Source organism: Clostridium guangxiense (assembly GCF_021043395.1).
Classification (GTDB): Bacteria; Bacillota; Clostridia; order Clostridiales; family Clostridiaceae; genus Clostridium_S; species Clostridium_S guangxiense.
The window spans coordinates 1-630 of the sequence record NZ_JAJNKE010000097.1 but is presented as its reverse complement, the minus strand read 5'-3'; the positions used below and the strand labels follow the sequence as shown (position 1 = coordinate 630).

The 630-nt window shown below is 29.2% G+C and carries 1 protein-coding gene and 1 tRNA gene; both read left to right on the top strand.

From position 1 onward, the window contains the following. Positions 1-76 (top strand) — tRNA-Ala (locus LQK79_RS20790). Between the two features lie 155 nt (positions 77-231). Next, the gene (locus LQK79_RS20785) at positions 232-441 is read left to right on the top strand and encodes an ATP-binding protein (RefSeq protein ID WP_053243640.1); all 210 of its coding nucleotides are present in this window, start codon (positions 232-234) and stop codon (positions 439-441) included. The last annotated feature ends 189 nt before the right edge of the window (positions 442-630 follow it).

Genomic DNA, 630 nt, shown 5'->3' with positions numbered 1-630 from the left:
GGGGGATTAGCTCAGCTGGGAGAGCACCTGCCTTGCACGCAGGGGGTCAAGAGTTCGAATCTCTTATTCTCCACCAAGTAGATAGCAGCTTTATAGCTGCTATTTTTTTATAAGCAATTTTAAATAAAGTTTTGATTGGGTAAAAGATTAGTGTTAAAGGAACGATTTAAATAGATTTATTAATTTTATTTAGCGTTTATTCAACACTATTTTTTTACCTTTTGTCTATCTATGGCTACAATACCAAAAGACCTTGAAAAAAATATGTTTGAACCTTTTATTTGTGGTGATGAATCAAGAACTACGAAAAATGGAAGTGGACTTAGTCTTAGTATATGTAAAAAAATTATTGAAAAACATCAAGGGATTTTAACATACAAGAATTCAAATTATAATTGGAAATGCCTAATTCTTATTTTAAAACCTTATTTTAAAGTGTAAACTATGCCATGAGTGTCAATATGCAAAAAAGAGAGAAAAATAAAGAAAAATGTTATATTATAATGAAGGCTTTAGTAAATCACGATTTTCTACACAAATTAATATTATAAACATGTTATTATATTAAACGTCGTCGCGAGATGACAGTGATTGATGAGTTCTGAAAAAACATTTTAAAAAGTGTTGACA

What these genes read in the sequence shown, in the direction of transcription:
- LQK79_RS20785 (WP_053243640.1), top strand. Translation starts at nt 232, where the DNA reads ATGGCTACAATACCAAAAGACCTTGAAAAAAATATGTTTGAACCTTTT.